Below are 7,287 nucleotides of genomic sequence, written 5' to 3'. Positions count from 1 at the left end.
GTAGATATTATGATGAACGCCTATTTGCCTGATTACCCACAACTAGGCTTAAAACTAGGCTACGAGCAGTATTTTGGCGAGCAAGTTAATTTATTTGGCAGTGATGATTTAGAATCAGATCCGTACGCTCTGACCGTCGGACTCAATCACACACCAGTACCATTAGTCACCTGGGGCGTTGATCATAAACAAGGCAAACATGGCTCAGATGATACTCGTATCTATGTAGGCTTGAACTACCGCTTTGGTGAAACGTTGGAGAATCAAATCAACCAAGAAAACGTTAATAGCTTACGCACATTTAAAACAGGCCGATTAGATTTAGTTGAACGAAATAATGTGATTACGTTAGATTATCGCCGTAAACCCATTGACAATAGTGCAACACAAACGCCAGTAGCTACAGTTTTATCACTCAGCATAGTGCGTAATAATGCCTTAGCAGATGATAATGATATTAATATAGTAGAAGCTATTGTGCGTGACCAAAATGGTCAACCATTAGAAGGTGCTGTGGTGATATTTAAAGATAATCAAGGTGAATCAATTGGAGTTGCTACAAGTGATGCTAACGGTATGGCAAGATTAGAGTTGAAATCTGAAACACCGGGTTTACAAACGATTTTTGCTGAATTACAAGTTAATCCTAGCGTGACACAAGAAACCTCAGTGAATTTCACCGACCTAGCCGCGCTCACTCAAGCAAATTTAAGCTTAGTAAGTGTTACAGATAATGCGGTGGCAAATAGTGTTGATACCAATCAGTTTAACGCAACCTTGCTTAATATTGTTGGTAACCCGCTTGCCAATGTGAATATTAACTTTGTGGATGGCGATGGCAATGTCGTTGCAACGGGAACAACCGATGCAAACGGTGTGGCGAAAGGCTTTTTAACGTCATCTATAGCCGGCACAAAAAACATCACAGCCGTAGTTGCAGGCACAGATGCTCGCTCCAATACCGAACCAACAACCTTTATACCTGCCGCTGATCCTCAAGATGCGGCTCAAATTGAAGCGGTTACATTGATTGATGGCGCATTAGCTAATGGTAAATCTACTAACACAGTAAAAGCAACAGTATTGAATGATAATAATGAACGTCTTGCTGGCATTGACGTTGAATTCTTGGATGAAAATAACAAGGTGATAGGTACAGCTTTTACGAATAACCAGGGTATCGCAACAATTCAAATCCCGTCTCAAGCTGCTGGAAACAAACCGATTACGGCACGAGTTGCCCGCAACATTAACGTGCAAGATCAAACAGTAATTAATTTTATCGACGAATCGTTATTACAAGGCGGTGAGCTCTTATTAGTCACAGTCATAAATAAATCCCCAGCTGATGGTGTGACAGAGAATACTGTTGAAGCTACTGTAAAGGATAAAAACGGCAATCCTGCTAGCAATGTACTGATTGATTTTATCAACAAAATAACCGGTGAAGTCATTGCAACAGGAACAACTGATGCAACAGGAAAAGCGATTGGTAAGATTGCGTCTACTACTTCAGGTGATATCCAGATTGAAGCGGTTATTTCAGGCAGTAATCCATTGATTAAATCACCAGAAGTCACGACGACCTTTATTGCTGATGCCAAAACAGCGAAAATTGCATCAGTTATACCACAAACAACGACATTAAATGCAGATGGTCAATCGACTACGCCGTTTGAGATTTTAGTCACTGATGCGAATGGCAATATTTTGGCTAATTATCCGATTGAATCGATTACTGATAGCACAGGCAATATTTATACGGGGCCGTTTGTGACCGGTGAGAACGGTAAAGTGACAGTAGATAGCTTACCCAGCACAACGCCGGGTACCGTGACTGTCACGGCAACCTTAGCAAATCGCTCAACAGGTTCAGGAGAAATTGAATTTGTACAGTCAGTTGCAAATGCGAGCATTACTATTGCCGCTGATAAACCAGTGGTAGTCGCAGACGGTACAGGCACGACAATGGCGCGCGGTGTATTGGCTGATGAGTTTGGCAATCCAATTGCGAATCAAGAGATAGATGTTGAAATCACCCTTGAGGGCGAAACAACAACCACGCGTGTAACAACAGGTCCGCAGGGTGAATATAGCGTAGCTGTGCCAAGTAATAGCACTGTGGGTGCTATCGCAAATATCACCGCGACAACTGTTAATCTGCCAACGAACATTTCAGCTTCCACATCAGTGCTTTATAATGGCGATATCACGACGAAACAATTAACATTTAATGTTGAAAAAACTAGTTTAGTCGCGAATCAAAACGTTTTTTCATCCATGGAGGTCACTGTAACAGACGCTAGTGGTCGCATCATTATCAATGAAGAAGTGATTATTAAAGATACGCAGACTGGAACTGAGTATAAAGGTATAACTAATACAGAAGGTAAATTTATTGCTAAGTATCTACCGTATGATCCAAATGGCACAAAACGCTTTGAACCTAGCACTGACGTCGTGTTTGAGGCTAATTTTGTCAATGATCCTAAAGCACCGAAAACTGACCAGTTAAGACTCACGTATGGCGCTATTCAGACTACTGCTAAAGCTCTATATGGAGATAGTGGCTTTGTAGTTGGTATCCCTGTAGAAATCCCGCATACACTTCAACAAAGACAAAATAATATAGATTTGGCAACTGGAAGTTTTAAGGCTGTGTTAGAATTTAGTGAAGAATTTGATCTTCAGGAAGGGACAGATTACACGATTACAACTAGTTCTATAACACTAACAGCGCCAACACCAATAACACAACCACGGATATTTGAAAGCATAGTAACGATTACTTTCTTGGATACAACTAAAGCAACCAACTTTTTAAATAATGGCGTTAGTTTTCTTCTGATAGGTGAGGGTTGGTATTCAGAGTCAATAGATCCTAATGATTATTTTTTTGCAAAAAATGAGAAGGAGGTTTTCATTAATTATTAATCAATATGGCCTAATAGCATTAACTTATTATGCTTAAATTTTAAAAATTGATAAGAACGTTGTGAATATCAAACTATTAATCCTAATATATCGAAAGATATGTTAGGTTTTTTTTTGCCCAGCAAAGCTGGCAAACCCGTCTACTTGAAAGAAAGTGGAAGCACTCTGACTAAGGGGAAGTAAATCCGAATGACATCAAAAGTAGGCGCTTCTAAGCGAGGGCGTAACTGGCCAACGGTTGGGTCTGAAGGAAGTCATAGGAAGTATATGGCAGATAACGAAAGTGAACCTGCTTCGGTATGGTAGATGGGTAAGCGTGCAAAATAGCGCAAAGCCCAATACTTAGTCAAATCTATTATGTGTTTGAGGATGGAGTCATATACAGGGCGTCAGCACAATATACTCAGGAAGCCTGGCACTGAATCCTTTTTTTTAGAGGGCAATTTATTACATGACGAAAATCAAGAATAAATTGAGTGTGAGGTTCCGGACGTAGACTCAGGGCAGTTCAACTTAAAAGTTGGAAAAAGCCCAGCAGGCTTCACCGACGATTAAGACAGCTTGGGTACAAAGGTTCATTCAAATTTATCAAGATGAATAGCTGGAGGAACGCTTGTAGTCCGCTAGCACATTATGCAATGTCTAATAAATGGTTTGAAGAACTCAAACTATATGACTTAACAATATTGCATAAGTAAAGAATCGTCTAACAAAAACGTTAGATATTTATTGGTATGACCCGTATACGAGGTCCGTACGTACTGTTCTGTGAGAGGGATAAGACGGTAACGTCTTACCCTACTCGATGTTTGCCTAGGAAAGCTGGCAAACCCGCTAACTTGAAGAAAGTGGAAACAACTTGACTCTGACGAAGTTAATCTGAATGACAAGGATGATATATTTATTGTGTTAATATTTATTAAATATCAGTCTATTAAGTATTTTTTTGCTTTTGTTTTGGAAAGTTGGTAAACATCTCATCTTTAATATGCATATGATAATTAAAGATAATTTAGGTATTGATTGTATTGGTTGATTGTTGAACTATCCATTTTTTAGTGTGCTAGTTAAAGATGAACTTTATTACTGAATGTTACAAATTGTAATTCTAGAGTTTTTAATCTAGAATAAATGTAAATGAGATAATTCGGCTTCTTTGAATTTTATATAAAAGATATTCAACTTAAAACATCTTATATCTAGGTTACTAACGTCAAAATTTATCCAAATCTTAATGTGTAATGGAATGATATTTGCTTAAATAAAACTGAATTATAAAGTAGTATCATGTTTTTAAGTCTATATTATTTAATGGTTAATTTATTATAGTTGATTAGATGTATCTAGTTTTGTACAGGTAAATTTTCAATCTAAATTTGTTCTTTTATTAACAATTCAAATAAGGTTTCCACAGTATCCCTTAAAAGTTTATTGCGTAAGGTAAATCATGAAAAAATTATTACTTGCTATTTTTTTAATATCAACTTCTTTGTTTGTTACGGCCAATGAATTGACTGCATTAGAAGATAAAGCCAATAAAGGCGATGTATCGTCGCAATTAAAGCTTGGCATCATGTATAGCTTAGGTGAAGGGGTCAAACAGGATCTTATAAAAGCGTTAAAATATTATGAATTAGCAGCAAACCAAGGTGATGCTAAAGCGCAGCTAAATCTTGCTGTTATGTACGATAGAGGGGAAGGTGTGATACCTGACATGGCTAAAGCGATTAAATATTATGAACAATCCGCTAATCAAGGCTCAGCTCTTGCACAATTATTACTTGGGACTAAGTATGATGCAGGTAAATTAGTTAAACAAGATTATTCCAAAGCTAGAGAATATTATGAAATGAGTGCTAAAAGTGGAAATGCTCAGGCTCTCTCTTTACTTGGAGTTATGTACGAAGAGGGTAAAGGTGTTTTGCAAGATTATTCAAAAGCGCGAGAATATTATGAATTAGCATCTGATCAAAATTATGATCATGCTCAATTAGCGCTTGGTTTGATGTATGAAAATGCAAGAGGGGTCGAACAAGATTTCTCTAAAGCGTTTAAATATTATGAATTGGCAGCGAATCAAGATAATGTAGAAGCACTGTTAAATCTAGGTAATATGTATGCTAAGGGCAAGGGTACTGTACAAGACAATTTAAAAGCAGTTAAATATTATGAATTAGCAGCGAATCAAGGAGATGTGCTAGCCCAGTATAATCTCGGGGTTATGTATTATTATGGTGATAGTATTAAACAAGATTATTCAAAAGCTCTAAAATATTATGAATTAGCAGCGAAGCAAGGTGACTCGCTTGCACAATATAATGCTGGTTCTATGTATTATCAAGGTAAAGGTGGAAATCAGAATTATATTAAGGCAAAACAATATTTTAGATTGGCTTGTGAAGGTGGTGAAAATGAAGCGTGTGATCAATATTCAATTTTAAATAAGCAAGGTCATTAACAATACTATAAATAAAACTGTATATTATTCAGTCTATAATCTTATAAATATATCATTTCTCTTTTAAAGGTGATCTAGATGTTGTGGTCACCAAATTCTAATGCAAGTAAATTTAATATCCTCATATGCATAAATATAATGAAATACTGGACCTAAGCAAATTAAGTTTAGAAATCATTTGCATCTAAGTAGTTCTTATTTCATGTTTTTAAATTAATTATCGTTCGTGGATTCGTATAATAAGTACATAGCCACTGTCAATCGTATGTTTTTATCTCTTATTATTAATGTAACAACTATTGTTATGCTTTTGGTGTTGTGCTAATATCTTACCATTAGAAAATTCTAAATAAAAATGCTATTTACATGATCAGTAATAACGTTAATGGCTAGATTTTTAGAAAAAGAAAAGAGTATTTTTTTACAAAATTAAAAGGGGTTAATCTAGCTTGATAAATAAGTCACTGTAAGTTAGATGGAAATGAATGCAAACTCTAATCAAAATAAATACACTCATAAATTAACTCATAAAATACAAAGATAATTTATTAGCAGGATTTGCTCAAAGTTCGATGATATAACAAAAATAAACAAAGCAATAGAATATAACTCAGACGTAAATAATCCAGTAGGTTTTATTTTGAAAACACTGCTAAAAATACGATAACCAGATTTAGATAGGAAAATGATGGTGAAATTTTTGATGATATGCATCGTGATGTGTATTAATTGAATCGTACTCAGTAAACGACAGAATCTTATTATTAGGCATTTTAATATATATAAGACTTAGCAATCAGAATTTGAAATGCTTTAGTTGAGTTATATTTTATTTTATAAGAATAGTTTGTAGTAGTGATTGCATTTTAATTAAAAAATGTTGTCAATAGTGTGTGATGTGAATTTAAAATGATGTGATTTTTGATTTATAACATAAAGTTAACCAGTACAGTATTTTATTGATTATGAAATGACTGATGTTGTCAAGTACGCTTAAATTCGTGAAGTATTGTATATGTATGTTGACGATTGCTAATTTTAATGAGGATAGAAATGACTAATAACTATAGCGAAGCATTAAAATCTAAAACTAGAAATATTTTAGACGAACAGATGATTACTTATGATTTAATGTATCATTTTAAACATGAAACTAAAGGATTTGCGACTTTAGACTTTATGGATTTGAGGGATAAAAACTACATTCTAAAACATAAGAATAGTGATTTATCATTTAAATTTTCTGATATTGACGAATTGCTTGATGCCGGCTGGGTAATTGATTGATTGATTGATGCTAATATTAAGCGTATTGTTGATTATGAGCCAAATAAACTGGTTTAAAATTGCATCGTAATTTGCTCTGCCTCCGATAAATGTCAAGCGACCTGTCCGTTTTTTTCACTGCTATTTGCCTTATTTTCTTTAACTGGGTTAAATACTATTTTGTCTTCATAATCCCAGTCTCTTGTATCCCGAGTGTTCCAACGCTCTGGATAAGTTAATTTAGCAAGCCTATAGACTTCTTTTCGTTTAGCCAGTATGTCACCATCAATACCTTGATGGCGCTGAGCAGGCGTCACGTATTTAATGCCACTGTGTCTATGTTCATTGTTGTACCAATAAACAAAACTGAGTACCCATTCTCTTGCTTCCTCTATGTCTTTAAATCCTTGTCGAGGGTATTGTTTACGTGTTTTCATACTACCGAATAAACTTTCAGAAAATGCATTGTCATTACTGACAGCAGGACGGCTATAGGAAGCGATGATCCCAAGTTGTTCTAATTTAGCTTTCATTGTGTACCCTTTCATCGGGCTACCATTATCAGAGTGCAGTGTTAATTCATCCCTGTTAATATTCTCTTTTATCGCAATCTTTTCAATTAATTGTGA

Annotated in this window: 4 protein-coding genes; 3 read left to right on the top strand and 1 reads right to left on the bottom strand. The window is 35.4% G+C overall.

Annotated elements, in window-relative coordinates; all coding sequences use genetic code 11:
* From BMW37_RS14650 to BMW37_RS14635, 3 genes are all read left to right on the top strand, one after another.
* Window positions 1–2,934 (top strand): Ig-like domain-containing protein (locus BMW37_RS14650; RefSeq protein WP_143047693.1); only part of this gene is annotated, 2,934 nt, incomplete at its 5' end.
* 1,447 nt (window positions 2,935–4,381) lie between these two features.
* Window positions 4,382–5,392: an SEL1-like repeat protein gene (locus BMW37_RS14640; RefSeq protein WP_093322720.1), complete on the top strand. Its 1,011-nt coding sequence runs from the start codon at window positions 4,382–4,384 to the stop codon at window positions 5,390–5,392.
* Window positions 5,393–6,445: 1,053 nt separating this feature from the next.
* The gene (locus BMW37_RS14635; protein ID WP_093322717.1) at window positions 6,446–6,679 is read left to right on the top strand and encodes a hypothetical protein; all 234 of its coding nucleotides are present in this window, start codon (window positions 6,446–6,448) and stop codon (window positions 6,677–6,679) included.
* Window positions 6,680–6,771: 92 nt separating this feature from the next.
* Here the strand turns inward: BMW37_RS14635 and BMW37_RS14630 are convergent.
* Window positions 6,772–7,287: integrase core domain-containing protein (locus BMW37_RS14630; protein WP_143047691.1), on the bottom strand; the 516-nt coding region annotated here is incomplete at its 5' end.

Origin of the sequence: Thorsellia anophelis DSM 18579 (assembly GCF_900111395.1) — a bacterium.
In the GTDB taxonomy this organism is placed as follows: domain Bacteria; phylum Pseudomonadota; class Gammaproteobacteria; order Enterobacterales; family Thorselliaceae; genus Thorsellia; species Thorsellia anophelis.
Note: the sequence above shows the minus strand (reverse complement) of the source record. Positions and strands in the feature narration are given on the sequence as shown.

Excerpts from the sequence above, each read along its gene's own strand:
- BMW37_RS14635 (WP_093322717.1), top strand. The coding sequence starts at position 6,446 with ATGACTAATAACTATAGCGAAGCATTAAAATCTAAAACTAGAAATATT.
- BMW37_RS14640 (WP_093322720.1), top strand. The coding sequence starts at position 4,382 with ATGAAAAAATTATTACTTGCTATTTTTTTAATATCAACTTCTTTGTTT.